This is a genomic window from Streptomyces sp. NBC_00466, from assembly GCF_041433995.1.
In the GTDB taxonomy this organism is placed as follows: Bacteria; Actinomycetota; Actinomycetes; order Streptomycetales; family Streptomycetaceae; genus Streptomyces.
Genome location: NZ_CP107896.1, coordinates 1,775,741 through 1,800,368, shown reverse-complemented (window position 1 = coordinate 1,800,368; position 24,628 = coordinate 1,775,741). Strand labels below are relative to the sequence as shown.

The window sequence follows — 24,628 nt, the reverse complement described above, 5'->3', positions numbered from 1 at the left end:
CGACCTGCGGGCCGCGGAGAACACCAGGAGCAAAAGTGTTCAATGACGTAGGCCCCCTCGAGATCGTGACGCTCGTGGTCCTCGCCGTGATCGTCTTCGGCCCGGACAAGCTGCCGAAGATGATCCAGGACGTCACTCGTACGATCCGGAAGATCCGCGAGTTCTCCGAGAGCGCCAAGGAGGACATCCGCACCGAACTCGGCCCCGAGTTCAAGGACTTCGAGTTCGAGGACCTGAACCCCAAGACGTTCGTGCGCAAGCAGCTCATGGACGGCAGTGACGAACTCGGGCTCAAGGAGATCCGCAGCAGCTTCGACCTGAAGAAGGAGATCTCCGAGATCACCGACGTGGTGAACGGCAGGTCGAGCAGCGACGAGAGTGACGCGGAGACTCCGGCCGAGATCGCCCCGAGTAGTGCCAATGGCTCATCGACAGGCCCGGACCTGCTGAAGAAGAGTGGCCCTGACCTGCAGAAGAAGAGTGTGACGGTCGACACCGAAGTGCGTCCGCCGTTCGACGCCGACGCCACCTGAGTATTCTCCATCTGTCCGGCAGTGAGGGCGCCCGTGGGGGTGGGCCGCTTCGGACGCTGAGGATCGAGGAGGCGGCCGGCACATGGAGACGACGAGTCGGACAGGGACCCACGCGGTCGACGACTATCTGAGGGCGCCCTTTTCCTGGTACGGACTGGACGAGGCGTTCACCGGCCCGCGGCGGCTGATGCAGGTGGGCGTCGCTGCGGACGGCACGGTCCAGCACGGCTCCCTGGGGCACGGTGACGAGCCCGCTGTGAGACCGGACGCGCAACCGGAGAAGGAACACTTCGCCGCCGTGATCACCATCGCGTCCAGCCCCGTACGGCGCAGCGGGGACGGTACGGGTGTGCTGGAGGCCACCACGGTCTCCTCCGCGGCCTGGCTCGCGGGCTCCGGCCTGCTGGCCTGCACCTGGCCCGCGCACCTGGACCACACCCTGCGCGACGACTGGCTCGACCAGCAGACCGAGGCCGCGTTCGAGCTGGCGGACGACCTGTCGGGCCCGGAGTGGTCGGAGCTGACGCTGCCGGTGGACGGGGTGCCGACGCCGTTCGCCTACCGCGAGACCGAGTTCGGCTGGGTACTGGCCGGGGCGACCGAGACCGGGGTGCACCTGGGGGCGTACGGGCGCGGGATGAGTGCGTACGGGCTGGGCTTCGCCGTGGTCAAGGACATCATCACGTACGTGTGACGCGACAGCGGCCACATCGGGCACCGGTCACGGTAAGTACCGAAGTACCGCGACAGCGGCCACATCAGGCATGGGCCGGGGAATGAACCGCGACAGCGGCACACACCCGGGGGCGGCCGCCGAAGCGGGCCGCCCCCGGGTGTGCTGTGTGTCCCGCTAGACGTGTCCGGCTAGAACTTGTTGCGCGGAGTGACCCCGAGCGACATGCCCGCAAGACCGCGCTGACGGCTGCTCAGCTTGCCCGCGATCGCGCGCAGCGCGGCGCCCGCCGGGGAGTCCGGGTCGGTCAGCACGACGGGCTTGCCCTCGTCGCCGCCCTCGCGCAGCCGTACGTCGATCGGGATGGAGCCGAGCACCGGCACGGTCGCCCCGGTGGTCTTCGTCAGCCCATCGGCGACCCGCTGCCCGCCGCCCGTACCGAAGACGTCGACCATCTCGTCGCAGTGCGGGCAGGGCAGGCCCGACATGTTCTCGACGACACCGACGATCTTCTGGTGCGTCTGTACGGCGATGGAGCCGGCCCGCTCGGCCACCTCGGCCGCGGCCTGCTGCGGGGTGGTGACCACCAGGATCTCAGCGTTCGGCACGAGCTGCGCCACCGAGATCGCGATGTCGCCGGTGCCCGGCGGCAGGTCGAGCAGGAGCACGTCGAGGTCGCCCCAGTACACGTCCGCCAGGAACTGCTGGAGCGCGCGGTGCAGCATCGGCCCGCGCCACACCACCGGGGCGTTGCCCGGGGTGAACATGCCGATCGAGATGACCTTCACGCCGTGCGCCGACGGCGGCATGATCATGTTCTCGACCTGGGTGGGCCGGCCGTCCGCACCGAGCATCCGCGGCACGCTGTGCCCGTAGATGTCCGCGTCGACCACGCCGACCTTCAGACCGTCGGCGGCCAGCGCGGCGGCCAGGTTGACCGTGACCGACGACTTGCCGACGCCGCCCTTCCCGGACGCGACCGCGTACACCCGGGTCAGCGAGCCGGGCTTGGCGAAGGGCACCTCGCGCTCCGCGGTGCCGCCGCGCAGCGAGGCGGCGAGCTCCTTGCGCTGCTCGTCGCTCATCACGTCCAGTTCGACGCTGACCGCTGTCACACCCTCGACACGGGCGACCGCGTCGGTGACGTTGGTGGTGATGGTCTCGCGCATCGGGCAGCCGGAGACGGTGAGGTAGACCGTGACAGCGACCGCCCCGTCCGCTCCGATGTCGACCGATTTGACCATGCCGAGTTCGGTGATCGGACGGTGGATCTCGGGGTCGTTCACTGTCGCCAGTGCTTCACGCACCGCGTCTTCCATAGCCATGCGTCGATGGTACGGCGCTCACAGCGGGCCCGGGAAAGGGCGGTCAGTGGTCGGCTTCGTCACTTTCCCGCGGGAATATCTGACGCCGCTCCGCCATGTCCTTCACCAGGTCCTGGAGTTCGGACCGGATCCAGTCACGGGTGGCGACCTCGCCCAGGCCCATCCGGAGCGCGGCGATCTCCCGGGTGAGGTACTCGGTGTCGGCGATGGACCGTTCGTTCTGGTTGCGGTCCTGCTCCAGATTGACCCGGTCCCTGTCGTCCTGGCGGTTCTGCGCGAGAAGGATCAGCGGGGCCGCGTACGACGCCTGGAGCGAGAGCACCAGGGTCAGGAAGATGAAGGGGAACGGGTCGAAGCGCAGCGCGTGCGGCGCCCAGGTGTTCCACACCACCCAGATGACGATGACGACCGTCATCCAGACGATGAACCGTCCGGTCCCCAGGAACCGTGCGACCCGCTCCGATGTCCGCCCGAAGGACTCCGGGTCGTACTCCGGCAGCCAGCGCCGCTTCGGTGTCAGCGGCTGGTCGAGGCGGCCCCTGGACGTCGGCTCAGCGGTCATCGGCGGCCTCCGCGGGGCGGTCATCCGGGCCGGGGCGGTCGTCCGGGCCGGGGCGGTCGTCGTCCTCGGCGGGCCGGTCGTCCTCCAGCTGCCGGTCGTCGGGCACTCCGGACTCCTGGTGGAAGTCGGTCTCGCGCCAGTCGCTCGGCAGCAGGTGGTCGAGCACGTCGTCGACGGTGACCACCCCGAGCAGCGAACCGCTCACGTCCACGACGGGCGCCGCGAGCAGGTTGTACGCGGCGAGATAGCTGGTCAGCACCGGCAGCGTGGCCTGCGGCGGCAGCGGCGGGAGGTCACTGTCGACGATCGCGCCGACCAGGGTGAACGGCGGATCGCGCAGCAGCCGCTGGAAGTGCACCGCGCCCAGGTACTTCCCGGTCGGCGTCTCGTCCGGCGGCCGGCACACGTACACCTGGGCGGCCAGCGCAGGGGAGAGGTCCTCCTTGCGTACGCGGGCCAGCGCGTCGGCGATCGTCGCGTCCGGGCGCAGCACGATCGGCTCGGTCGTCATCAGACCGCCCGCGGTCCGCTCCTCGTAGGAGAGCAGCCGCCGCACATCGGCCGCGTCGTCCGGCCGCATCAGCGTCAGCAGCCGTTCCTTGTCCTCCTCGGGCAGCTCGCTCAGCAGGTCGGCGGCGTCGTCCGGGTCCATCGCCTCCAGCACGTCGGCGGCGCGCTCCTCCTGGAGCTTGCCGAGGATCTCCACCTGGTCGTCCTCGGGCAGCTCCTCCAGTACGTCGGCGAGCCGGTCGTCGTCGAGGGCGGCGGCCACCTCCGCCCGGCGCTTGGGCGACAGATGGTGCATCACGTTGGCGAGGTCGGCCGGGCGCAGCTCCTCGAAGGTGGCGACCAGGCTCTCCGCGCCCTGTCCCTCCTCCTCCAGCGAGAAGCCGGTGACGCCCGACCACTCGACGGTCAGGGTCTCGCCCTTGCGCCGCAGCGCGCCGGCCTTCCCCTTCCGTACGAAGACCTTGTCGATCTCCCAGTCGCGGCGGGCCGGAAGCTGCTGCACGGACACGTCGAGGACGGTCACCTGCTCGTCCGTCCCGGTCAGCCGCACCCGCCGGTCGAGCAGCTCGCCGAGGACCAGCCGCTCGGTGGGGCGCTGTTCGAAGCGCCGCACATTGACCACTCCGGTGGTGATGACCTGGCCCGACTCGATACCGGTGACGCGGGTCATCGGCAGGAAGATCCGGCGGCGGCCGACCACCTCGACGACCAGTCCGAGCAGCCGGGGCGGGCGGGTGCCGACGCGGAGCATCGCCACGAGGTCGCGTACCCGGCCCACCTGGTCGCCGTTGGGGTCGAAGACGGAGACTCCGGCGAGGTGCGAGACGAAGATCCGGGGGACGCCTGCCGCCATCCGCGCCTCCCCTTCGTACGCTCCGTACGGTGCCCATTTCGTGTCCTTGCGGCGCCTTGTCCGGGCTTCACGTTAGCCCGTCCCGTTCCGGGCCGCCCCGGCAGCGGGTCCGGATGGCTCTGTGCCTGTTCACCGGTGGTACCCGGGTACGCTGCGGTCTCCTGGTGAGGACACTCGTAAGAGAGGCAGTGCACGTGGCTGCATTTCCGCTGGCCGCCCGGGCCCGCAGGGCAGGACTCGCAGGCGCGCTCTGCGCCGCCCTGGCGGTGTCGCTCGCGGCCTGCTCGGGCGATGACCCGGACGCGGGCACCAACGGCGCCGGCAAGCTCTCCGCGAAGGAGATCGAGACCAGGGCGCGCACGGCGGCGGACGCGGCCAAGGCGGTACGGATCGCCGGCACGCTGATCGGCAAGGGCGGCTCGTACCAGCTGAACATGCGGCTCACCGCGGACGGCGGCACCGGCTCGGTCACCTCGAAGAGCAGCACGTTCGCGCTGCTGCGGATCGGCGACGCGCTCTATGTGAAGGCCGGCGCGGGCTTCTGGAAGCAGACCGACGGCAAGGGCGGCGCCGCCGCCGCGGGCAAGCTCGACGACAAGTACGTCAAGGTGCCGAAGCGGGACCCGGCGTACGGGCAGTTCCGCGGGTTCACCGACATGCACACGCTGCTGGACGGGCTGCTGGGGCTGCGCGGCCCGCTGGGCAAGGGCGACCGGACCAAGGTGGGCGGTGTCCCGGCGATCCAGGTCACCGGGGGCGGCGGGCAGGGCGGCACGCTCGATGTGTCGCTGAAGGGGACCCCGTACCCACTGCGGTTCGAGCGGGCGGGTGGCGCGGGCACGGTGCAGCTGACGGAGTGGAACAGGAGCGTCACGCTGAAGGCGCCGGACAAGGGCTACACCGTGGACTACGGCCAGGAGCTGCCCAAGTCGTAAGGCCCAAGTCGTCAGCCCGAGTCGTAAGGCCAAGTCGTCAGGGCGGCCCTACTGGCGGCGCTTGCGCTTGAGCAGCAGCTTCGGGAGGCCCGCCGGGATCTCCTGACGGGTCGTCGCCGGTGTCGGCAGGGGAACGGCGGCGAGCGATCCGTCCGGCAGCTCCGTGCTCGCCTCGTGCGGTACGAGCCGCACCACGCGGCACTCCCGCGCCCAGCGCTCCACCATCGCCTCGCCGTCCGGGGCGTTCAGCCGCTTCCCCTTGAGCTCGGCGACGGCCGCCTCCCACGCGTCCGAGCGGGGCGCGAGCTCCGCCGTCACCGCGCTCCAGGCGACCAGCCGGCCGCCCTTGTCCTTGCTGCGCACCGTGACCTCGGCCGCCGCGCCGTCGGCCAGCCCCGGCAGCGGCTGCTCCCCGGGGCCGTCCCCGACGAGCAACGCGGCACCGTCGTGCCAGACGTGCCAGAGCGCCCGCACCGGTCCGGTACCCCGCACCCAGATGAGGCCGGACTTCTTGGTGGCCTCCTCGACGAGGGCCCGCTCAAGGAAGGTCTGTGTCATGCGCCCAGGATAAGGAGCCCTTGCGCCTGTGCCCGTCCGGGTCGCCCGGGCCAGCGCCGGGTGGCCTTGCCGCAAAGCCCGGGCAGGAAACACAACTGCGCAGGCTTTCGGTGCGGTTGACGGCAGGCCGACGTCAGGACGGTTTCGGTAGACCGCTCATCTTGCCCTTCGCCCACCGGTACACCAGGGCTACCGCCGCGACGATCACTGGGACGAGGGCGTAGGAGGTGGCGAAAGGCGTGACAAGAAGAGTGAGCACGAGTGCGATCACCGCATAGCCGCGTGCACGTCCGGTGAGGAGCCGGGCGCCTGCCGCCGTTCCGATCAGATAGGTGACCAGCACGAGCGATGATGGGATTCCTACGATGTCCTCGGTCCCCCAGCTGCCGAGGTAGCTGACGAGCAGGCCGGCGGCGCCGATCCCGCCCACCAGGAACACCCCGTTCGCCGGCACCTCGCGGGTGCTGAGCCGGCTCAGAGGGCGGGGGAGCCAGCCGTCACGGCCGAGTGCGTATCCCAGCCGGGAAACGGCGGCGATGAAAGCGTTGGTGGTACCCAGGCTGATCACCGTCGCGAGAACTGCCGCTGCGACGGTCGCGCTGAAGCCCAGCCCAGTACCCAGCACTTGGCCGACCGCGATGCGGTCCAGTTCGCTGTTGCCGTAGGTACCGGTGCCGACTACGGCGAAGGAGACGCCCAGGTAGAGCACGATCACTACGACGACCGTGGTCAGCGTGGCCCGGGTCAGGTCTCGCCGGACGTCGCGGAACTCTCCGGCGAGATGGGCGACCGCTTCCCAGCCTGCGAAAGCGAAGAACAGAACGACTGCGGTCCGTGCCACTCCGGACAGGCCGTGCGGGGCGAACGAAGTGAAGGCGTCCGCCTTGACGTGGGGAATCGCCGCAAGCGTGGCCGCCAGGAGCAGGAGCGCCACTCCGCCGGCCAGGCCGAGCTGGACGCGGCCGCTGAGCCGCAGACCCACCAGGTTGGCGCCGACCGCCAGCGCCAGTATGGCTGCGGCGATCAGGAAGGCGTAGGACTGGTTGATCCGCAGCGCCGTGGCGACGTAGTAACCACCGGTCAGTGGCACGATCGTCTGGCCGATCGAGCCGGCTGTGAAATAGAACCAGCCGGCGAGGCCGCCGGCTGTCGGGCCGAAGGCCCGGGTGGCGTATGTGGCGATCCCCCCGGCATCCGGGTACCTGGTGGCCAGGGCAGCGAACGTCATGGCCAACGGCAGCCCGAGGAGTCCCATGAAGAGCCAGGAGAGCAACGACGCCGGACCCGCCATCGAGGCGGCCTGGCCGGGGAGGACCAGGACGCCGGCTCCGAGTACCGCCCCGACGTACAGCGCTACCGCCTGCCCGAAGCCGATGCGGTGGCGCGTCGGCGGGCTGCCCGGCTCCTGCTGCGGTGCCACCGTGGGTGTCTGCTCGGCGGAGCTCACCTCTGTGCCTCCCTGGCGGGGTTCGAAGTCGGCTTGAAGCGCTGCCGGTGACCAGGATGAGGCTTACATCGACACCACGGACAGTGGCATGTTTGCCGGTATGCGCAAACATTTTGCCGCACACAAGGTGGCCGTCGCCGTCACCCCGGGCGCGCCGATCTTCGAACTCGCTGTGCCGTGCGAGGTCTTCGGCATCGACCGGGCGGACCTGGCCGATCCCTGGTACGACCTGCGTCTGTGCGGTACCGATCCGGACACCCCTGTCGCCTGCGGATTCGTCGCTCAGGGGACGGGTGACATGGCCGATCTGGCGCAGGCCGACACGGTGGTGGTCCCCAGCTGCGCGAATGTGCATGAGTCGCCTCCCGCACCACTGGTGGAAGCCGTGCGCGCCGCCCACGCTGCCGGAGCCCGTATTGCCGCGATCTGCTCCGGCGCGTTCGTTCTGGCCGCGGCAGGGCTGCTGGAGGGCCGACGGGCCACCACCCACTGGATGCACGCGGAGGAACTCGCCCGGCGTCATCCCGGGGTCCATGTCGACCCCAGGGTGCTGTACGTGGAGGACGGCGGTGTGTTCACCTCGGCCGGCACCGCCGCGGGTATTGACTTGTGCCTGGAGCTCGTACGCCTCGATCACGGGGTGACCGTCGTGAACGCGTTGGCCCGGCGGGTTGTTACGCCACCGCACCGTGAGGGCGGTCAGGCCCAGTACGTCGAATTGCCCGCTGTAGCGCGCAATGACACTCATCTGGCGCCCCTGCTGGAGTGGGCACGCGCACAGCTCGACCTGCCCCTCACCCTCGACGACCTCGCACAGCGGGCGAACCTCAGCCGCCGCACGCTGGCCCGCCGCTTCGAGGAGACCGTTGAGATGTCGCCCCTGCGCTGGCTCCAGCAGGAGCGCATCCGGCATGCCCAGCACCTGCTGGAGACCACCGCACTGCCTGTCGACCGTGTGGCGGCCGACAGCGGTCTGGGCAGCGCGGCGAACCTGCGGCGCCACTTCACCCGGCAGGTCGGGCTCTCCCCCCAGAGCTATCGCCGCGCCTTCCGGGGGCGGGCGAGCGCCGCGCGGTGTGAGCCGGCCGGCCCGGCCGGCCTGTGATGTTCTTTCAGAGCCAGCCGTTCCGCTTCAGGGTGCGGTGGATGCCCACGCACAGGGCCAGGATCCCCACCATCACCATGGGATAGCCGTACCGCCAGTGGAGTTCGGGCATGTACGTGAAGTTCATGCCGTACACGCCCGTGATCATCGTCGGCACGGCGATGATGGCGGCCCACGCGGTGATCTTGCGCATGTCCTCGTTCTGCGCGACGGTCGCCTGCGCCAGGTTCGCCTGGAGGATCGAGTTGAGCAGGTCGTCGAAGCCGACGACCTGCTCCTGGACCCGGGCCAGGTGGTCGGCGACATCGCGGAAGTACTTCTGGATGTCCGGGTCGACGAGCCGCATCGGCCGCTCGCTGAGCTGCTGCATCGGGCGCAGCAGCGGCGAGACCGCCCGCTTGAACTCCAGCACCTCACGCTTCAGCTGGTAGATGCGCCCCGCGTCGGTGCCGCGCGAAGTCCCTTTCGCGGGCTCGGAGAAGACATCGATCTCGACCTCGTCGATGTCGTCCTGCACAGCGGACGCGACCGCCAGATAACCGTCGACCACCTGGTCGGCGATGGCGTGCAGCACGGCCGACGGGCCCTTGGCGAGCAGTTCGGTGTCCTCCTGGAGCCGGTGGCGCAGCGCGCGCAGCGAGCCCTGGCCGCCGTGCCGGACGGTGATGACGAAGTCCCGGCCGGTGAAACACATCACCTCGCCGGTCTCGACCACCTCGCTGGTGGAGGTGAGTTCGGTGTGCTCGACGTAGTGGATGGTCTTGAAGACGGTGAAGAGGGTGTCGTCGTACCGCTCCAGCTTCGGCCGCTGGTGTGCGTGCACCGCGTCCTCGACCGCGAGCGGGTGCAGCCCGAACTCGGCCGCGATACCGGAGAACTCCTCCTCGGTCGGCTCGTGGAGGCCGATCCAGGTGAAACCGCCGGACTCGTGGGCGCGCTTCAGTGCCTCACGCGGCGTCAGGCACTTCTTGCCCGATTCGCGTACGCCGTCCCGGTAGACGGCGCAGTCCACGACCGCGCTGCTGGCCGAGGGGTCGCGGGTCGGGTCGTAATTGCTGTGCGTGGAGCTGCTCTTGCGCAGGGAGGGACGGACCGCTGCGCGCAGGTCACGGATCATCGACATGGCGGGACTCCTTCACGGAGAGGCCGTCGGCGGGCGTGGCACTGCCCGGAATGGGGGCGTATCGAGGTGTTGGTCTCATACGTCCGCAAAGCGGGCGGAACCGCGGCGTCGCGGTGACGGCGTTCGCTACAGACACGGATCAGACAGAAGCGAGGTGCTCTTCCGGCGTGCGAAATGCCATGAGACTCAGGAGGTTTCCCGGTGTTGGGGCCGGGTATGCAGGGTCTCAGGTCACAGAGAACACGGACAATGCGCGGAAGAGCGGCTTGTACTGCACGGTCGACTCGGATCTCGATCCATCGCAGTCCCACCTCCTCCGGCCGGTCCCCCGTGGGGGACGATGATGCTGCCCTGACCAGCGGCCAAGACTATCAGTCGGCTGAAGCGTCAAGCCCCCACTTTGCCTGTTCGATACGCGCTCTATGCTCGGGCTCATGGCAGATGTTCTCGCTCTGGTCGAAGCCCGGCTGCGTTCAGCGCTGGGCGAGCCGGACGCCCGCGCGGCCGTGACGTTCCTCGGTACGGACCGGATCGAGGTGCTGCGCTTCGTGGATGCCCGGGACCCGGCCGTCGTCCGCTACGCCACGCTCGGGATGTCCGCGCACCCCATGTCCGACCCGGCCGGCCCCTCACCCGACCACCGCCCCTCAACGAGCCGCTTCGCGGCGCCCCTGTCCGTCTCGCTCGCCGACCCGGTGCAGGGGCCGCGCGCGGAGCTGGTCCTCTCGGTGCGTGCCGGACTCGCCGACACCGACAAGGTGCTCCGCCCGCTGGCGGTGCTGGCCGCTTCGCCGGCGGTCGAGGGCGTCATCGTCGCGCCGGGTGCCTCGCTCGATCTCGGTGAACCGCTGTGGAGCGGCGCGCCGTTCAGCTCGGTGCTGGTCGAGGAGCCCGGCGGGCTCGTCGAGGACCTGGAGCTTGACCCGCCGCTGGACCCGGTCCGCTTCCTGCCGCTGCTGCCGATGACGGACAACGAGGCGGCGTGGAAGCGGGTGCACGGCGCCGCGGAACTCCAGGAACGGTGGCTGGCACGCGGAACGGACCTGCGCGATCCGCTGCGCAGGTCCGTTCCGCTGGACTGACCGTCCGGTTCGGTTCCGCCGGACTGACTGTCCGGTCGGTTCCGGTTCGGCCGGACCGGCCCGGCCGGTTCAGTTCACGAAGGCGGACACGCCGTCCTCGGTCGCGTGGACCGGTTCCAGCTCCTCGGCCTCGTGGGTCAGCGCCGCACGCCGTACCCATACGACCAGCGCACCCAGCACCGCGGCGGCCGCGGCCACCACGAAGGGGATGTGGATGTCGGTCCAGCCCTCGATGTGCGGGGCGAGGAAGGGTGCGGCGGCCGCCGCGAACCAGCGGACGAAGTTGTAGCCCGCACTCGCCACCGGGCGCGGCGCGTCCGAGACGCCGAGCGCCAGCTCGGTGTAGACGGTGTTGTTGAGGCCGATGAAGGCACCGGACAGGATCGTGCAGACGATGGCCGTCGTGTGGCTGCCGTAGCCGAGGACCACCAGGTCGGCGGCGAGCAGTACCAGTGAGGCACCCAGCACCTTGAGGGTGCCGAAGCGCTTCTGGAGCCGGGGCGCCACGAGTACGGAGAACACCGCGAGCAGCAGGCCCCAGCCGAAGAAGACCGCGCCCGACTTGTACGGCGTCATGTTCAGCACGAACGGCGTGAAGGCCAGCACCGTGAAGAACGCGTAGTTGTAGAAGAAGGCCGATCCGGCGACGGAGGCGAGCCCGCCGTGGCCGAGCGCCCTGATGGGGTCGAGCAGCCTGGTCTTCCTGGCGGGCCTGGGCTGTTCCTTGAGCAGGAACGAGATGCAGATGAAGCCGATGGCCATCAGGGCCGCGGTGCCGAAGAACGGGTAGCGCCAGCTGGCGTTTCCGAGCAGCGCGCCGACCAGCGGCCCGCAGGCCATCCCGAGGCCGAGCGCGGATTCGTACAGCAGGATCGCGGCGGCACTGCCGCCCGCTGCCGCGCCGACGATGACGGCGAGTGCGGTGGAGACGAAGAGCGCGTTGCCCAGCCCCCAGCCGGCCCGGAAGCCGACCAGTTCACCGACGGAGCCCGAGGTGCCCGAGAGGGCGGCGAAGACCACGACCAGGGCGAGCCCGGCCAGCAGGGTCTTCTTGCCGCCGATCCGGCTGGAGACCCAGCCGGTGACCAGCATCGCGACGGCGGTGATCAGGAAGTAGGAGGTGAAGAGCAGCGAGACCTGGCTCGGTGTCGCCTGCAGGCCCTTGGCGATGGACGGCAGGATCGGGTCGACGAGCCCGATCCCCATGAAGGCCACGACCGAAGCTCCCGCCGTGGCCCAGACGGCCATCGGCTGGCGCAGGATGCTTCCGGCCCCTTCGTCGAACGGATCCTCTCCTGGCATGGGACGCCCTCACTCTCGGTTGGATTCCGGCTCTCGGCCGGATCCTGGCGCTTGATCGCCGCGCCAGATCGTTGTGTTATACACATAATAAGTTAGTGAGGCTAATGAATGCAACATGCATCTAGTTTCCGCACGTGTGCGCGGCGGACGGGTGATCGTCCTTGACGTGATGACCGCCGGGGAGGACCGTTGGGAGGTATGAGGGGCGAACCCAGTTGCCCGAAGTGTGGCGGCCGGGTCAGGGCACCCGGCCTCTTCGCCGACGCGTGGCAGTGTGACGTGCACGGCGTCATCTATCCGCTGCAGCCGGTTCTCCCGCCGAGCGTCGACGCGCTGGAGGTCGTGGCCAGTCGGGCGCAGGTGCCCGTGTGGATGCCGTGGCCGCTGCCCATCGGCTGGCTCTTCACGGGCGTGGTCAGCGCGGGCGACGACCGCAGCGGAGGCCGCGCCACCGCCGTGGCCTGCTCGGGCCCAGGCCCGCTCGAAGGCCCGGGGGAGCTGCTGCTGGTGGCCGAGGAGCTGGGCGTCGGGCTCGGCGCGCGGTACGCGGGCATCGAGGGCCCCGACCCCGGTCAGTACATCGACGTCGGCAAACCCCCGCAGGCCAAGGTGCTCGCCGCGGGCCGCCCCACCCCGCTCTGGCGCATCGAGTCCCCCACCGACCGTGCGGTCTTCGCGGGGGAGGCGCGCGGTCTCTGGCTGTGGGCGATCCTCTGGCCCGAGCAGTCGGGGCTGCTGATGTACGACGAGCTGGTCCTGACGGACCTGCGCGAGGTGGGCACGGAAGTGGAACTGCTGCCGTGCGGGGCGCTCTCCCCGCGCATCCTCGGCTGACGGCGGGCCGACGGGCCTGCCTGGGCCGGGCCCAGTGGTGAGGTGCGGGACGGGGCTGTGCGGCCCCGCGCCGTGATCCGGGCAGGCCGTCCAGGCCCGGCCGGGACCGCTCCGTGACCCGGCCCGGACAACCTCGTACGCCGGTTACCCTTGAACGTCCCCTGGTGGACGGACCGTCTTACGTCCCCGAGCTCCGGAGTCCCGCGTCGTGCGCATCGATCTGCACACCCACTCCACGGCCTCGGACGGTACGGACACCCCCGCCGAGCTGATGCGCAACGCGTCCGCCGCCGGACTCGACGTCGTCGCGCTCACCGACCACGACTCGACCCGCGGTCACGCGGAGGCCCGCGCGGCGCTGCCCGCAGGGCTGACCCTCGTCACGGGCGCCGAGCTCTCCTGCCGGCTGGCCGGCACCGCGGAGGCCGACGGCATCGGCCTGCATATGCTCGCGTACCTCTTCGACCCCGACGAGCCGGAGTTCCTGCGCGAGCGCGAACTCGTACGGGACGACCGGGTCCCGCGTGCGCGCACCATGGTCCGCAAGCTCCAGGACCTGGGCGTCCCGATCACCTGGGAGCAGGTGGCGCGCATCGCGGGTGACGCCTCGCTGGGCCGCCCGCACGTGGCCACCGCCCTGGTGGAGCTGGGAGTCGTCGAGACCGTGTCCGACGCCTTCACCGCCGAGTGGCTGGCCGACGGCGGGCGCGCGTACGCCGAGAAGCACGAACTCGACCCCTTCACCGCGGTCCGGCTGGTCAAGCAGGCCGGCGGCGTCACCGTCTTCGCCCACCCGCAGGCCGTCAAGCGGGGCAGGGTGGTGCCCGAGTCCGTGATCGCGGATCTGGCCGCCTGCGGCCTCGACGGCATCGAGGTCGACCACATGGACCACGACGAGCCCACCCGCGCCAGGCTGCGGGGGCTCGCCGCCGACCTTGGGCTGCTGGTCACGGGCTCCAGCGACTACCACGGCAGCCGGAAGTTCGTGGAGCTCGGGGCGTGCACGACGCATCCCGAGGTCTACGGCGAGATCACCCGGCGCGCGACCGGGGCGTTCCCGGTGCCGGGCGCCGGCGGACACTCCGCCCGGTAACGCGCCGCGCCGCCCCCGGATCGTAAGCGGGTCCGGTGCCCGGCGCCGCCCGCCCTCTCCCGTTCTGTCACCTTCCGGTGTGCCGCTTTCCGGCGGCGCTCCGCGGTGCCACCTCCGTACCGGCCCGCGTCCGCGCTCCGGTACCACCTTCCCCGCTCACTCTCACCACGCAAGCAAGGCCCTCACTGTGTTCGACGTCGCCGTTTTCGGATCCCTCTTTGTCACGCTTTTCGTGATCATGGACCCCCCGGGTATCACCCCGATCTTCCTGGCCCTCACCGCCGGCCGCCCCGCCAAGGTCCAGCGCCGGATGGCCGGGCAGGCGGTGGCGGTGGCCCTCGGGGTGATCACCGTCTTCGGTCTGCTGGGCCAGCAGATCCTGGACTACCTGCATGTCTCCGTACCGGCGCTGATGATCGCCGGCGGGCTGCTCCTGCTGCTCATCGCGCTCGACCTGCTCACCGGCAAGACCGACGAGCCGACGCAGACGAAGGACGTCAATGTCGCTCTCGTACCGCTGGGGATGCCGCTGCTGGCGGGGCCCGGCGCGATCGTCTCGGTGATCCTCGCGGTGCAGCACGCGTCCACCGGGGCGCAGCAGGTGTCCGTGTGGGCCGCGATCGTCGCCATGCACGTGGTGCTCTGGGTGACCATGCGGTACTCGCTGCTGATCATCCGGGTCATCAAGGACGGCGGTGTGGTGCTGGTGACCCGGCTCGCCGGAATGATGCTGTCCGCGATCGCGGTGCAGCAGATCATCAACGGCATCACGCAGGTCATCAAGGCCGGATGAGCGCGGCCGTTCATCAAGGCCGGACGAGCGCGGCCGTCGCCTGAACCCCGTCGCCCGGCCATAACTTCGTCCGGCGTCCGTCCCCCGCCGCCCGGACGCACAGCGCCCCCGTGCATCTGCACGGGGGCGCTTCCTCAGGAAAATCTTCCGGTGTTACGAGGCCGAGGATTCGGCCGGCCGGATGTAGATGCGCTGGCCGATTGCGGCGGCCTGCTGCACGATCCGGTTGACGGAGGCGGCGTCTACGACGGTGCTGTCCATGGCGGAGCCATCGACATCATCGAGTCGCATGATTTCGAAGCGCAAGGCTTCTCCCTTCGTCTGATCCTCCTGCTAGGAGAACTACTGGTGCGGGCTCCCACAGTCTCGTCCCGCGCTGAGTCCGGACGGTTGCCCATCCGTTAAGAGGTGATTGCGTCGTTAGCGTGCAACACGTTCCGTAGGTGACAACGCGTTGCCCCCGGCAAACATTCCCTACGCTAAATAAAATTTTCGGCAGCCTAACGACCGATGGGTCGGGCCGCAGGTTGTGCTCACTCCGTGACGCCACAGAGAATGAACCTCGTATGAACGATCCAGATATCAGCGCCCAGCTGGAGCGCACCAACGCGCTCCTCCAGCGCGTGCTCTCCGAGGTGTCCAAGACACCCTCCACGCACGCGATCTTCGTCGACGCCGGATATGTGTACGCAGCCGCCGGCCTGCTGGTCACCGGGAATGAGGACCGCAGATCGTTCGACCTGGACGCGGAGGGCCTGATCGAGGCGTTCATCGACAGGGCGCGGACCATCTTCGCGGACAGCCGGCTGCTCCGCGTGTACTGGTACGACGGCGCCCGGCGCCGTATCCACACCCCCGAGCAGCAGTCCATCGCCGAACTCCCGGACGTCAAGGTCCGCCTCGGCAATCTGAACGCCAACAACCAGCAGAAGGGCGTCGATTCCCTGATCCGCACGGATCTGGAATCGCTCGCCAGGCACCGCGCGATCAGCGATGCCGCGCTGGTCGGCGGCGATGAGGACCTGGTCTCCGCCGTCGAGGCCGCGCAGGGGTACGGGGCGCGGGTCCACCTCTGGGGCATCGAGGCGGGGGAGGGCCGCAACCAGGCCGAGCCGCTGCTCTGGGAGGTCGACAGCCAGCGGACCTTCGACCTGGACTTCTGGAAGCCGTACGTGGGGCGCCGCCCGGTCACGGTGTACGAGGAGGGGACGCCGCCGCCGTCCCGCGAGGACGTCCGCTTCGTCGGTGCGCAGATCGCGGCGACCTGGCTCTCCGAACGCGGCCGCCAGACGCTGGCCGAGCTGCTGCCGGGGCGCCCCTATCTGCCGGGTCCGGTGGACCAGGATCTGCTGGTCGACGCGGAGCGGCTGCTCCAGCGGTCGCTGCGCGGCCACGGCGACCTGCGGCGGGCGCTGCGGGACGGCTTCTGGAACCACCTTCAGTCGCAGTACTGATCAGCCGCAGTACCGATCAGTCGCAGTGCCGGCCCCAGAACGCGGTCAGGACCTCGGCCGTCCGCTCGGGCCGGTCGGTGTTGGGGGAGTGTTCGGCGCCGGCGATGACGCTCCGTACCGCCCCGAGCCGTACGGCCATCTCGTCCAGCAGCGGCACCGGCCAGGTGTCGTCGCTCTCCCCCGACACGACATGCCGGGCGAGCGGGAGGGCGGCGAGCTCGTCCACCCGGTCCGGTTCGGTCGCCAACTGCCGCCCCGTTGCTATGAGCTGGGCCGGATTGTGCATCAACCAGCGTCGGCGCAGGGCCGGTTCGCCGTCCGTTTCGGCGTCCTGCGGTGGACCCATCGCGCGCATCGCCTCCCACACCTGTCCCATCTCCCACCTGGCGAGCGCGTCACTCAACAGCTCGATCTTCTGCTGCTGGGCGGCGGTGACCTCTGCGGGGCCGGACGAGATCAGCGTCAGCGACGCGAACGGCGCCGGGTCGAGCAGCACCGCCGCACGGGCGATCTGGCCGCCGAGCGAGTGCCCGACGAGATGGACGGGGGTGCCGACCGCCGCTGCCTGAGCGAGTACGTCCCGGGCCAACTCGCCCTGTGCGTAAGCCTCTTGGTCGTCGGGACCAGGGGTCTCGTACTGCCCGCGGCCGTCGACGGCGACCACACGGTAGCCGGCGGCGGCGAGCGGTTGAAGCATCGCGGTGAAGTCCTCCTTGCTCCCGGTGAACCCGGGGAGCAGGAGGACGGTGGGCCGGGTACCCGGGGCAGCGGACCCGGCGGCGGGAGTCACCAGCGATGCGAAGGTGCCGCGGGAGGTCCGCAGGGGGCCGGCGTGAGTGCCGGGGGGCGGCGCGAAGGAGAGGGGCCTGCTCATGCCACGAGGCTAGCGTCTCCGGCAGCGCCGTTCCCCGGAGCGGCCGGAAGCCCTGGAGAGGCCGGAGCCCTGGAGAGGCCGGAGCCCTGGAGAGGCGGGAGCCCTGGAGAGGCCGGAGCCCCGGAGCCGGACGCACCGGTGGCCCGGACCCCGCTCACAGGGTCCGGGCCACCGGCGGTCGGTCTCAGCTCTCGGGCTGTGCCGCCTTCGGCGCCCTCGTGCGGCGGCGCCTCGGCTTCGCCTCAGCCGTCTCCGGCTCGGCCGCCGCGGCTGCCGGAGCCTCGGCCTCGGTGGCCTTCGTACCGGTGGCCTTGGCCGTCCGGGTCCGGGTCCGCTTCGGCTTGACCACGGCAGGCGCGTCGGCGCCGGCGGGGTCGGCCACCGGTGCGGCCGGAGCCACCACAGCTGCCTCGACCACGGCGGTCTGCGTGTCCGCGCTGCTCGACCGCGTACGACGGCGGCGGCGCGGTGCGCGTACCTCGTCGGCGCTGTCGGCCTGGCCCGCCGGGGCGGACCGCTCGGTCACGGCCTCCGCCGCGGGTGCGGCGGCGCCGGACTCCGTGAGCGGTGCGCCGTTGCGGGTGCGCCTGCGCTGGCGGGGCGTACGCGGGGCGCGCTCCTCCTTCACGGCGGGCGCGGGCACGGACGCCTTGCGGCCACGGCCACCGGTCTCGCCCAGGTCCTCGACCGCTTCCGCGCCGAGCCCGGCACGGGTACGGTCCGCGCGCGGCAGGACACCCTTCGTGCCGGTGGGGATACCCAGCAGCTCGTAGAGGTGCGCCGAGGTGGAGTAGGTCTCCTCCGGCTCGTCGAACGGCAGGTCCAGCGCCTTGTTGATCAGCTTCCAGCGGGGGATGTCGTCCCAGTCGACCAGGGTGATCGCCGTACCCGACTTGCCCGCGCGGCCGGTGCGGCCGATGCGGTGCAGATACGTCTTCTCGTCCTCGGGGGACTGGTAGTTGATGACGTGCGTCACATCGTCGACGTCGATACCGCGGGCGGCGACGTCGGTGCAGACGAGAACGTCCACCTTGCCGTTGCGGAAGGCGCGCAGTGCCTGCTCGCGGGCGCCCTGGCCGAGGTCGCCGTGGACCGCGCCCGAAGCGAAACCGCGGGTGGCGAGCTGCTCGGCGATGTCGGCTGCCGTCCGCTTCGTACGGCAGAAGATCATCGCCAGACCGCGGCCGTCCGCCTGGAGGATGCGCGAGACGAGCTCGGGCTTGTCCATGGAGTGCGCGCGGAAGATGTGCTGCGTGATGTTCGCGACCGTCTGGCCCTCGCCGTCCGGCGAGGTGGCGCGGATGTGTGTGGGCTGCGACATGTAGCGGCGGGCCAGGCTGATGACCGCGCCGGGCATGGTCGCCGAGAACAGCATCGTCTGGCGGCGCGCCGGCAGCATGCTCATGATGCGCTCGACGTCGGGGAGGAAGCCCAGGTCCAGCATCTCGTCGGCCTCGTCCAGGACGAGCGCGCGGATGTGGCCGAGGTTGAGCTTCTTCTGACCCGCCAGGTCGAGCAGCCGTCCCGGGGTGCCGACGATGATGTCGACGCCCTTCTTCAGCGCTTCGACCTGCGGCTCGTAGGCCCGGCCGCCGTAGATGGCGAGCACCCGGACGTTACGGACCTTGCCGGCGGTCTGCAGGTCATTGGTGACCTGCTGGCACAGCTCGCGGGTGGGGACGACGACGAGCGCCTGGGGGGCGTCGGTCAGCAGCTCGGGCTTGGCCCGGCCCGCCTCGACGTCCGCGGGGACGGTGACGCGCTCCAGGAGCGGCAGTCCGAAGCCGAGCGTCTTGCCGGTGCCGGTCTTGGCCTGGCCGATGACGTCGGAGCCGGAGAGCGCGACGGGAAGCGTCATCTCCTGGATGGGGAAGGGGGACGTGATGCCGACGGCTTCAAGGGCTTCGGCGGTCTCGGTGAGAATACCGAGGTCTCGGAACGTAGTCAGGGTGCTGCCTCTTCTGTGAGACGCGGACCGAGGCGAACAAGGGGGTCGTACCGTGCCGACTGGCGCGGGACCACTGCCTTCGCTCAAGCGCTCGTGCCGCTGAGGGGGCCCCTCACATCGAATTGGTGAGGGCGGTCAGATGGAGCCGATCGGGCCACCGACCGGGCATCCTCATTGGGATGACCCACCGAACATGCTGAACATTCGACAGGCGCATTACCACTGTACCCCCAAATCCCGCAGGTGCGTTGGGTGAATTCATCAGGAGACCAAAGCCACAGTGGTCCTCCGCACCCGCAGTGGCCTCTCCCGGCACCGCGTTCCCCCCGGTCACAAGGGCCCCGGACCGCTCTCGGTCTGACTGTCCGCCCGATTTTCACCGGGGGCGCACGCACACCTCACACACATCCCGGCCCCCATCCCGCCGGGGCTGCGCTCGGCAATTCATCCCTGGCGGACGGAGCGCTATTGTGCGGTCCATGCAGACGCCTGACACCGCCAAGGAACAGACCGGTATCGCCGCGCAGAACTGGGACACGGCGTCGGCCGACCCGAGGTACCACGCCGCGGTCGTGGACCTGCTCGGCGCGCTCGCGTACGGCGAGCTGGCTGCCTTCGAGCGCCTCGCCGAGGACGCCAAGCTCGCGCCGACGCTGGGTGACAAGGCGGCCCTGGCGAAGATGGCGTCCGCCGAGTTCTCCCACTTCGAGCGGCTGTCCGACCGGCTGGCCGCGATCGATGTGGAGCCCACGGCGTCCATGGAGCCGTTCGCCCAGGCCCTGGACGACTTCCACCGCCAGACCGCGCCGTCGGACTGGCTGGAGGGCCTGGTCAAGGCGTACGTCGGCGACTCGATCGCGAGTGACTTCTACCGTGAGGTGGCGGCCCGGCTGGACACCGACACCCGCGAGCTGGTGCTCGGTGTGCTCGACGACACGGGCCACGGCAACTTCGCCGTCGAGAAGGTACGCGCGGCGATCGAGGCGGAGCCCCGGGTCGGCGGCCGCCTGGCGCTGTGGGCCCGCCGGCTGATGGGCGAGGCCCTGAGCCAGGCCCAGCGGGTGGTGGCCGACCGGGACGCGCTCTCCACGATGCTGGTGGGCGGCGTCTCCGACGGCTTCGACCTCGCGGAGGTCGGCCGGATGTTCACGAGGATCACCGAGGCCCACACCAAGCGGATGGCCGCACTGGGCCTGGCTGCCTGACCGGAGAACCCGGCCCGCGCAACCAGGCTTTTCCGGGCCTGGGCGGACACGCCGTCCAGGGAGTCCCGGCTACACCGCCGCAGACCGTCGGATCCGGTGGACCGGGCGGAGCAGCAGGGAGAGCACCACCGCTCCGATCACCACCGCGCCCAGCAGGACCACCGGGCCGTGGCCGGGGCCGAGTGCCGAGCGGGTGAGGAAGGCGCCGAAGAGGGCGCCGACCGGGCCGGTGGCCAGGACCACGTGCCGGGACGGCAGGCGGGTGGGCAGCTTCCGTGTCGCGTACCAGGCCAGCGCCAGGCCGAGCAGTACTGATGCGAGGGCTTCCCAGAGCATGTCGTCCCTTCCGCGCGCCGCTGTGAGTCAGGTGTGAGCTGACTGATCCTTTACTGATGTCGGTCTTACCCGGTGGCCCTGGAGCGCAATCCTGGGCGCCGCCGGACCACACGCACGGGAACGGCCCGGCGGTCGTGTTGACCGCCGGGCCGTTCCCGTCGTTCGTCCTGCTGCTGTGGTGCCTGCGGAACTCTGCCTACAGAGCGCCGAACCCGACCCGGCGGGCCGCGGGCTCGCCGAGCTCCACGTACGCGATGCGGTCGGCAGGTACCAGGACCTTGCGGCCCTTGTCGTCCGTGAGGCTGAGCAGCTGCGCCTTGCCGGCCAGCGCGTCGGCAACCGAGCGCTCGACCTCCTCGGCGGACTGCCCGCTCTCCAGAACGATCTCCCGGGGTGCGTGCTGAACCCCGATCTTGACCTCCACGGCTATGTCCCTCCGACGGTCGTGCGGTGCGCGGTCAGCCGCGCCGTACGCAGCACACATTAGCCGGGCCCGGCGGCCCGTAAGACGTCAGCACCGCACGCCGGCAGCGAACACGGGGCCCGGCCCGGGTCAGCTCTGGTCGCTGCCGTGCAGCGGGAAGCCCGCGATGCCGCGCCAGGCCAGCGAGGTGAGCAGCTGCACCGCGGTGTCGCGCGGGATGCCCGACTCGCTGGAGAGCCAGTAGCGGGCCACCACCTGGGAGACGCCGCCGAGAGCCACGGCCAGCAGCATCGACTCGTCCTTGGAGAGCCCGGTGTCCCCGGCGATGACGTCCGAGATCGCCTCGGCGCACTGGAGCGAGACCCGGTCGACGCGCTCGCGCACGGCCGGCTCGTTCGTCAGGTCGGACTCGAAGACCAGCCGGAACGCGCCGCCCTCGTCCTGGACGTACACGAAGTAGGCGTCCATCGTCGCCGCCACGCGCAGTTTGTTGTCCGTGGTCGACGCCAGGGCCGTACGGACCGCCTGGAGCAGCGACTCGCAGTGCTGGTCCAGCAGGGCCAGGTAGAGATCGAGCTTGCCCGGGAAGTGCTGGTAGAGCACGGGCTTGCTGACACCGGCACGCTCGGCGATGTCGTCCATCGCCGCAGAGTGGTAGCCCTGCGCGACAAACACCTCCTGGGCGGCGCCCAGCAGCTGATTCCGTCGTGCGCGGCGCGGCAGCCGCGTACCCCGCGGACGTGCTGCCTCGGTCTGCTCGATGGCTGTCACGCCGCCTCCCAATGATTGAACAAGCTCAGTTGAACAAGCACACGCTGGTGCGTCGCTGCCCGCCATCGTACTTTTGGGTAACCCGGCTGTGTGTGGTGCGGACGCAGAATTTCACGGACCGGACCGCTGGGGAAGCGGTGTCAGCGGTAGTCGTCCTCGTCGACGGGGACCACCCGGGCCTGCTCGCTGGCGTCGGCCTCGTTGGCCTTCGCGGGATCAATGCCGGTCAGCGGGTCGTCCTCCTGCGGAGTGAGATCCTTCCGCTGCTCCGCGGTGTCGGCCGGATCGGCCTCGGGGTCGTGGTTCTCCGGGTCCGTCCCGGGGCCCGCTGTGTTCCTGGCGTTCCCGGCGTTCTCGGCATCGGAGTAGCGGGGGTCAGCCCTGTCGCTCGGCTCGGTCGGCATGATTGCTTCCCTTCCCTCTCTACCGAGAGTAGGAGCACGCGCCCCGTAGCGCGATGTGTCTGTGACGGCGAACACACGGATACCCGTGTGATCGTCTCGTAACATCGCCTTATGTCTTCGACCGAGCTGCCCGGAATCGCGGCCGCCGTCCCGGCCACCGGGGCGAGCACCGTACGGATCGCGGCGGGAGAGGCCCTGCGGACCGTCACGCTGCCCGGGCTGACGCTGACCGTGCGTTCCCGGCCCCCGGCGCGTGCCGGGCTGCCGCCCGCGCTCCTCGTGCACGGGCTCGGCGGCTCCTCGCAGAACTGGTCGGCGCTGATGCCCCTCATCGACGACATCGTGGACAGCGAGGCGCTCGACCTGCCCGGTTTCGGCGACTCGCCGCCGCCGGACGACGGGAACTACTCGGTCACCGGGCACGCACGTGCGGTGATCCGGGTGCTCGACGCGAGCGGCCGGGGCCCGGTCCACCTCATCGGCAACTCGCTGGGCGGCGCGGTCACCACCCGCGTCGCCGCGCTCCGCCCCGACCTGGTGCGCACCCTCACACTGATCTCGCCCGCACTGCCCGACCTGCGCGTCCAGCCCACGGCCGCGCCCACCGCGCTGCTCGCGGTCCCCGGGGTCGCCGGTCTCTTCCAGCGGCTCACCAGGGACTGGACACCCGAGATGCGCACCCGCGGCATGCTCGGGCTCTGCTACGGCGACCCGTCGCGCGTGAGCGACGAGGGCCTGCGCAACGCGGTCGAGGAGATGGAGCGGCGCCTGCAGCTGCCGTACTTCTGGGATGCCATGACCCGGTCGGCACGCGGCATCGTCGACGCGTACACACTGGGCGGGCAGCACGGGCTGTGGCGTCAGGCGCAGCGGGTGCTGGCCCCTACGCTGCTGGTGTACGGAGTCCGGGACCAGCTCGTCTCGTACCGTATGGCCCGCAAGGCGGCTGCCGCGTTCCGCGGATCCCGGCTGCTGTCGCTGCCCGATGCCGGGCATGTGGCCATGATGGAGTACCCGGAGCTGGTCGCGACTGCCTTCCGGGAGTTGCTGGACGACAACAACAGCAGTGGGAGCTGATCCGGGGAGTGGGACGTCACAGCCGTCGGGACGGTGCACCGCAAGGTGTGCCTCAAGGTGCGCCTCAGAGTGCGCCTCAGCGCGTGGAAGACATCTCCGGCGATACCGCCGGTGACGGCGGGGGCCCCGGCGCCCAGGCGCGTGCGGGGACCGGGCGTCGCAGGAGGACCCCCGGCGAGGCGGCGCCGCCGCAGGTGCGCGGCGGCCATCCCCAGCAGCCCGAGTGGGACGCGCCGGGTCCCGAGCGGTACGGGTCCTGGCAGGGCGTCCAGCCGCGGCGCCCCCAAGTAACCGGCCCCCGCAAGGAGTTCGTCGACGCCTTCACGGATCTGGCCGGTACGGAGCCGGGTACCGGCGGCGCTGCTGCCACGGCGACCGGTACCGACACCGGCGCCCCCGCGAGGGGGACCGGCAGTACCGGCGCTGCCGCCGGTTCCACCCTGGTCGCCAGTTCGAGGACTCTCGATACCTCCGGGCCGCCCGACAGCTCCGGGACCCTCGACGGTTCCGGCGTCAGCGGCGACGGAACCGGTGGCACCGGAACCAGTCAGGACAGCGCCGAGGGCAAGGGCGGCAAGGGCCGCACCTTCGCCGGGATCGCCGCTGCCGCCGTGATCACCGTCCTCGCGGTCGTGGTCGCAGGCCAGGTCATCGGCGGCGGCGACAGCCACAGCGACACCCGGGCCACGGGTACGGGCAAGCGGGCGGCCGGTGAAGGGGCCGCCTCGCGCGGCGACAACCGGGTGAAGCCGAAGGTCGCCCCGGCGCCGCTGACCTACACGCAGAAAATGTCCAAGCTGTATCCCCTCTCCCCGAAACTCAAGGCGTCGGGTGATTTCTCCGTGGTCGGGGGATCGGCCAAGGCGCCGGGCCATGGGCGCACATACCGCTACCAGGTGGAGATCGAGAAGGGAATGGGGCTCGACGGCACGCTGTTCGCCGACGCGATCCAGAAGACCCTGAACGACAAGCGGAGTTGGGCGCACAACGGGGCCAAGACATTCGAGCGTATTTCCTCCGGGCACCCGGATTTCCTGATTACGCTGGCAAGTCCCGTCACCACCGCCGACTGGTGCGCCAAATCCGGTCTCGACACGCTCGAAGAGAATGTGTCCTGCGATTCGGCTGCCACCGACCGGGTAATGATCAATGCCTATCGCTGGGCCCAGGGATCGAAGACCTACGGCGACAGCAAGATCTACTCGTACCGGCAGATGCTGATCAACCACGAGGTCGGCCACCGGCTCGGCCACAACCATGTGAGCTGCAAGACCCCGGGTGCGCTCGCGCCGGTCATGCAGCAGCAGACCAAGTCGCTGGACATCGACGGGATCAAGTGCCGGGCCAACCCCTGGGTGTATCCCACTGGCTGAGACGGCCGTCTCGCCCCGGCGTCCATCCACGTTG

26 protein-coding genes are annotated in these 24,628 nt (G+C 70.4%); 12 read left to right on the top strand and 14 right to left on the bottom strand.

The features are described 5' to 3' along the window. The first annotated feature begins 35 nt into the window (after nucleotides 1-35). Nucleotides 36-533, top strand: coding sequence for a sec-independent translocase (locus OG210_RS07895; RefSeq protein ID WP_328331109.1), 498 nt, complete (start codon nucleotides 36-38; stop codon nucleotides 531-533). A gap of 82 nt (nucleotides 534-615) precedes the next feature. After that, the gene (locus OG210_RS07890) at nucleotides 616-1,227 is read left to right on the top strand and encodes a hypothetical protein (protein WP_328331111.1); all 612 of its coding nucleotides are present in this window, start codon (nucleotides 616-618) and stop codon (nucleotides 1,225-1,227) included. A gap of 170 nt (nucleotides 1,228-1,397) precedes the next feature. Here OG210_RS07890 and OG210_RS07885 read toward each other — a convergent pair whose 3' ends face one another. The 3 genes from OG210_RS07885 to OG210_RS07875 are packed head-to-tail and all read right to left on the bottom strand — an operon-like array spanning nucleotide 1,398 to nucleotide 4,456. Continuing rightward, nucleotides 1,398-2,531 carry an Mrp/NBP35 family ATP-binding protein gene (locus OG210_RS07885; protein WP_328331113.1) on the bottom strand — a complete coding sequence of 378 codons (1,134 nt, stop codon included), beginning with the start codon at nucleotides 2,529-2,531 and terminating at the stop codon, nucleotides 1,398-1,400. Nucleotides 2,532-2,574: 43 nt separating this feature from the next. Then, nucleotides 2,575-3,117: a DUF1003 domain-containing protein gene (locus tag OG210_RS07880; protein ID WP_371535482.1), complete on the bottom strand. Its 543-nt coding sequence runs from the start codon at nucleotides 3,115-3,117 to the stop codon at nucleotides 2,575-2,577. After that, entirely contained in the window at nucleotides 3,083-4,456 is a 1,374-nt protein-coding gene (locus tag OG210_RS07875) for a magnesium transporter MgtE N-terminal domain-containing protein (RefSeq protein WP_371535479.1), read from the bottom strand. The genes OG210_RS07880 and OG210_RS07875 overlap by 35 nt, the downstream gene beginning before the upstream one ends. 194 nt (nucleotides 4,457-4,650) lie before the next feature. On the opposite strand from OG210_RS07875, the gene OG210_RS07870 reads away from it, so the two are divergent. Then, nucleotides 4,651-5,391 carry a hypothetical protein gene (locus OG210_RS07870; RefSeq protein WP_328331119.1) on the top strand — a complete coding sequence of 247 codons (741 nt, stop codon included), beginning with the start codon at nucleotides 4,651-4,653 and terminating at the stop codon, nucleotides 5,389-5,391. A gap of 48 nt (nucleotides 5,392-5,439) precedes the next feature. Here the strand turns inward: OG210_RS07870 and OG210_RS07865 are convergent, their stop codons facing one another. Together OG210_RS07865 and OG210_RS07860 are read right to left on the bottom strand one after the other, a co-directional pair. Next, nucleotides 5,440-5,949, bottom strand: coding sequence for a hypothetical protein (locus OG210_RS07865; protein WP_328331121.1), 510 nt, complete (start codon nucleotides 5,947-5,949; stop codon nucleotides 5,440-5,442). Between the two features lie 133 nt (nucleotides 5,950-6,082). Continuing rightward, nucleotides 6,083-7,396, bottom strand: a complete 1,314-nt coding sequence (locus tag OG210_RS07860) for an APC family permease (RefSeq protein WP_371535475.1) — start codon at nucleotides 7,394-7,396, stop codon at nucleotides 6,083-6,085. 100 nt (nucleotides 7,397-7,496) lie between these two features. Between OG210_RS07860 and OG210_RS07855 the strand changes: the two genes are divergently transcribed. Continuing rightward, nucleotides 7,497-8,501: a helix-turn-helix domain-containing protein gene (locus tag OG210_RS07855; protein ID WP_371535472.1), complete on the top strand. Its 1,005-nt coding sequence runs from the start codon at nucleotides 7,497-7,499 to the stop codon at nucleotides 8,499-8,501. Between the two features lie 7 nt (nucleotides 8,502-8,508). Here the strand turns inward: OG210_RS07855 and OG210_RS07850 are convergent, their stop codons facing one another. Then, on the bottom strand, nucleotides 8,509-9,624 hold the full coding sequence (locus tag OG210_RS07850; protein WP_328331126.1) for a magnesium and cobalt transport protein CorA: 1,116 nt from the start codon (nucleotides 9,622-9,624) through the stop codon (nucleotides 8,509-8,511). 434 nt (nucleotides 9,625-10,058) lie between these two features. Here OG210_RS07850 and OG210_RS07845 point away from each other — a divergent pair, with 434 nt between their 5' ends. After that, nucleotides 10,059-10,706, top strand: a complete 648-nt coding sequence (locus tag OG210_RS07845; RefSeq protein ID WP_371535469.1) for a suppressor of fused domain protein — start codon at nucleotides 10,059-10,061, stop codon at nucleotides 10,704-10,706. Nucleotides 10,707-10,775: 69 nt separating this feature from the next. On the opposite strand, the gene OG210_RS07840 is transcribed toward OG210_RS07845, so the two are convergent. Beyond that, nucleotides 10,776-12,008: an MFS transporter gene (locus OG210_RS07840; RefSeq protein WP_328331130.1), complete on the bottom strand. Its 1,233-nt coding sequence runs from the start codon at nucleotides 12,006-12,008 to the stop codon at nucleotides 10,776-10,778. A gap of 198 nt (nucleotides 12,009-12,206) precedes the next feature. Here OG210_RS07840 and OG210_RS07835 point away from each other — a divergent pair, with 198 nt between their 5' ends. The 3 genes from OG210_RS07835 (at nucleotide 12,207) to OG210_RS07825 (ending at nucleotide 14,728) form a co-directional block, all read left to right on the top strand. After that, nucleotides 12,207-12,842, top strand: a complete 636-nt coding sequence (locus OG210_RS07835) for a DUF6758 family protein (protein ID WP_328331132.1) — start codon at nucleotides 12,207-12,209, stop codon at nucleotides 12,840-12,842. A gap of 208 nt (nucleotides 12,843-13,050) precedes the next feature. Then, on the top strand, nucleotides 13,051-13,935 hold the full coding sequence (locus OG210_RS07830; RefSeq protein WP_328331134.1) for a PHP domain-containing protein: 885 nt from the start codon (nucleotides 13,051-13,053) through the stop codon (nucleotides 13,933-13,935). A 187-nt stretch (nucleotides 13,936-14,122) separates the two neighbouring features. Further along, the gene (locus OG210_RS07825; RefSeq protein ID WP_371535465.1) at nucleotides 14,123-14,728 is read left to right on the top strand and encodes a MarC family protein; all 606 of its coding nucleotides are present in this window, start codon (nucleotides 14,123-14,125) and stop codon (nucleotides 14,726-14,728) included. Nucleotides 14,729-14,881: 153 nt separating this feature from the next. Here OG210_RS07825 and OG210_RS07820 read toward each other — a convergent pair whose 3' ends face one another. After that, a complete protein-coding gene (locus OG210_RS07820; RefSeq protein WP_266853372.1) occupies nucleotides 14,882-15,034 on the bottom strand; it encodes a hypothetical protein in 153 nt (50 codons plus the stop codon). Between the two features lie 260 nt (nucleotides 15,035-15,294). Here OG210_RS07820 and OG210_RS07815 point away from each other — a divergent pair, with 260 nt between their 5' ends. Next, nucleotides 15,295-16,182, top strand: coding sequence for an NYN domain-containing protein (locus tag OG210_RS07815; RefSeq protein WP_328331139.1), 888 nt, complete (start codon nucleotides 15,295-15,297; stop codon nucleotides 16,180-16,182). Between the two features lie 16 nt (nucleotides 16,183-16,198). Here OG210_RS07815 and OG210_RS07810 read toward each other — a convergent pair whose 3' ends face one another. Both OG210_RS07810 and OG210_RS07805 read right to left on the bottom strand, forming a co-directional pair. Continuing rightward, nucleotides 16,199-17,056 carry an alpha/beta hydrolase gene (locus OG210_RS07810; protein WP_328331141.1) on the bottom strand — a complete coding sequence of 286 codons (858 nt, stop codon included), beginning with the start codon at nucleotides 17,054-17,056 and terminating at the stop codon, nucleotides 16,199-16,201. Between the two features lie 184 nt (nucleotides 17,057-17,240). Continuing rightward, nucleotides 17,241-18,914, bottom strand: coding sequence for a DEAD/DEAH box helicase (locus OG210_RS07805; protein WP_328331143.1), 1,674 nt, complete (start codon nucleotides 18,912-18,914; stop codon nucleotides 17,241-17,243). Nucleotides 18,915-19,483: 569 nt separating this feature from the next. On the opposite strand from OG210_RS07805, the gene OG210_RS07800 reads away from it, so the two are divergent. Beyond that, complete coding sequence (locus tag OG210_RS07800; protein ID WP_328331145.1) at nucleotides 19,484-20,209, top strand: ferritin-like fold-containing protein; 726 nt, start codon at nucleotides 19,484-19,486, stop codon at nucleotides 20,207-20,209. Between the two features lie 69 nt (nucleotides 20,210-20,278). Here OG210_RS07800 and OG210_RS07795 read toward each other — a convergent pair whose 3' ends face one another. The 4 genes from OG210_RS07795 to OG210_RS07780 all read right to left on the bottom strand — a co-directional run bounded on the left by OG210_RS07795 (nucleotide 20,279) and on the right by OG210_RS07780 (nucleotide 22,144). After that, complete coding sequence (locus tag OG210_RS07795) at nucleotides 20,279-20,545, bottom strand: hypothetical protein (RefSeq protein ID WP_328331147.1); 267 nt, start codon at nucleotides 20,543-20,545, stop codon at nucleotides 20,279-20,281. A gap of 196 nt (nucleotides 20,546-20,741) precedes the next feature. Then, nucleotides 20,742-20,969, bottom strand: a complete 228-nt coding sequence (locus OG210_RS07790; RefSeq protein ID WP_328331149.1) for a DUF3107 domain-containing protein — start codon at nucleotides 20,967-20,969, stop codon at nucleotides 20,742-20,744. Between the two features lie 129 nt (nucleotides 20,970-21,098). Continuing rightward, nucleotides 21,099-21,740, bottom strand: a complete 642-nt coding sequence (locus OG210_RS07785) for a TetR/AcrR family transcriptional regulator (protein WP_371535458.1) — start codon at nucleotides 21,738-21,740, stop codon at nucleotides 21,099-21,101. A 140-nt stretch (nucleotides 21,741-21,880) separates the two neighbouring features. Then, nucleotides 21,881-22,144, bottom strand: coding sequence for a hypothetical protein (locus OG210_RS07780; protein WP_371535455.1), 264 nt, complete (start codon nucleotides 22,142-22,144; stop codon nucleotides 21,881-21,883). 111 nt (nucleotides 22,145-22,255) lie between these two features. Between OG210_RS07780 and OG210_RS07775 the strand changes: the two genes are divergently transcribed. Both OG210_RS07775 and OG210_RS07770 read left to right on the top strand, forming a co-directional pair. Next, a complete protein-coding gene (locus tag OG210_RS07775) occupies nucleotides 22,256-23,221 on the top strand; it encodes an alpha/beta fold hydrolase (protein WP_371535452.1) in 966 nt (321 codons plus the stop codon). Between the two features lie 83 nt (nucleotides 23,222-23,304). Beyond that, nucleotides 23,305-24,594, top strand: coding sequence for a DUF3152 domain-containing protein (locus OG210_RS07770; protein WP_328331157.1), 1,290 nt, complete (start codon nucleotides 23,305-23,307; stop codon nucleotides 24,592-24,594). Nucleotides 24,595-24,628 lie beyond the last annotated feature (34 nt).

Bases quoted from the DNA above. Each gene is read 5' to 3' on its own strand.
- OG210_RS07880 (WP_371535482.1), bottom strand. From the start codon at position 3,117: ATGACCGCCCCGCGGAGGCCGCCGATGACCGCTGAGCCGACGTCCAGG.
- OG210_RS07815 (WP_328331139.1), top strand. From the start codon at position 15,295: ATGAACGATCCAGATATCAGCGCCCAGCTGGAGCGCACCAACGCGCTC.
- OG210_RS07840 (WP_328331130.1), bottom strand. From the start codon at position 12,008: ATGCCAGGAGAGGATCCGTTCGACGAAGGGGCCGGAAGCATCCTGCGC.
- OG210_RS07890 (WP_328331111.1), top strand. From the start codon at position 616: ATGGAGACGACGAGTCGGACAGGGACCCACGCGGTCGACGACTATCTG.
- OG210_RS07795 (WP_328331147.1), bottom strand. From the start codon at position 20,545: ATGCTCTGGGAAGCCCTCGCATCAGTACTGCTCGGCCTGGCGCTGGCC.
- OG210_RS07780 (WP_371535455.1), bottom strand. From the start codon at position 22,144: ATGCCGACCGAGCCGAGCGACAGGGCTGACCCCCGCTACTCCGATGCC.
- OG210_RS07805 (WP_328331143.1), bottom strand. From the start codon at position 18,914: ATGACGCTTCCCGTCGCGCTCTCCGGCTCCGACGTCATCGGCCAGGCC.
- OG210_RS07845 (WP_371535469.1), top strand. From the start codon at position 10,059: ATGGCAGATGTTCTCGCTCTGGTCGAAGCCCGGCTGCGTTCAGCGCTG.
- OG210_RS07775 (WP_371535452.1), top strand. From the start codon at position 22,256: ATGTCTTCGACCGAGCTGCCCGGAATCGCGGCCGCCGTCCCGGCCACC.
- OG210_RS07885 (WP_328331113.1), bottom strand. From the start codon at position 2,531: ATGGCTATGGAAGACGCGGTGCGTGAAGCACTGGCGACAGTGAACGAC.
- OG210_RS07855 (WP_371535472.1), top strand. From the start codon at position 7,497: ATGCGCAAACATTTTGCCGCACACAAGGTGGCCGTCGCCGTCACCCCG.
- OG210_RS07865 (WP_328331121.1), bottom strand. From the start codon at position 5,949: ATGACACAGACCTTCCTTGAGCGGGCCCTCGTCGAGGAGGCCACCAAG.
- OG210_RS07810 (WP_328331141.1), bottom strand. From the start codon at position 17,056: ATGAGCAGGCCCCTCTCCTTCGCGCCGCCCCCCGGCACTCACGCCGGC.
- OG210_RS07835 (WP_328331132.1), top strand. From the start codon at position 12,207: ATGAGGGGCGAACCCAGTTGCCCGAAGTGTGGCGGCCGGGTCAGGGCA.
- OG210_RS07850 (WP_328331126.1), bottom strand. From the start codon at position 9,624: ATGTCGATGATCCGTGACCTGCGCGCAGCGGTCCGTCCCTCCCTGCGC.
- OG210_RS07800 (WP_328331145.1), top strand. From the start codon at position 19,484: ATGCAGACGCCTGACACCGCCAAGGAACAGACCGGTATCGCCGCGCAG.
- OG210_RS07875 (WP_371535479.1), bottom strand. From the start codon at position 4,456: ATGGCGGCAGGCGTCCCCCGGATCTTCGTCTCGCACCTCGCCGGAGTC.